We start from the raw sequence: 636 nt of genomic DNA, 5'->3' as shown, positions 1-636 counted from the left end.
GGCTCACCAGCCAGGCCGGGACCCAGCAGCAGAAGGCTGCCGAGGGAATCCGGAACATCTCCAGCCAACTGCACAGCATGGCCGAGGCTCCCGGAGAGCAGGGCATGGCCACTGACCTCATCCGGGAGGCAGCCGAACGCACCTCAGCCGTTGCGGGTTGGCTTGAGAACCGGGATCCGGGTTCGCTCCTTAGCGAGGTCCAGACCTTCGCCCGGAACAAGCCGGGCACCTTCCTGCTGCTGGCAGCGGGCGCAGGTATCCTTGCCGGCCGCCTTACCCGTGGACTCACCGCCGGACCCACCGGGAATGACACCGTATCCACCCCCTCGGGGCAGCAAGTAGCCAGCCGCTCACCACAGCCTGCACCGCGGCGGCAGGAAACGGTATTCGCCGCGGGTAGCGATGCCGACCTTCACGCCGAGCCCGTAGTAGGCAGCGGAACGCCGGTGTCCACGGCGTCGCTCCCGGCCGGCACGTCGGCGGACACACCGTTGCGGTTCGAGGATGACCCGTACAATCCGGCGGAAGGACGTCTGCTGTGAGCAGCCAAATCCCCGAACCGGCCCCGAGTGAGGCCCATCGGAAAGCGGATACTACCTCGTTGGGTGAGCTTCTTGGTGATGTCACCAAGGACCT

General features: G+C 66.7%; 1 pseudogene. It reads left to right on the top strand.

Annotation, left to right across the window (positions count from 1 at the left end):
* A pseudogene (locus ASF72_RS13760) lies at positions 1 to 542 on the top strand (hypothetical protein); the annotation flags it as partial.
* Positions 543 to 636: the final 94 nt, after the last annotated feature.

The organism is Arthrobacter sp. Leaf141, assembly GCF_001424565.1.
Taxonomy (GTDB): domain Bacteria; phylum Actinomycetota; class Actinomycetes; order Actinomycetales; family Micrococcaceae; genus Arthrobacter.
Note: the sequence above shows the minus strand (reverse complement) of the source record. Positions and strands in the feature narration are given on the sequence as shown.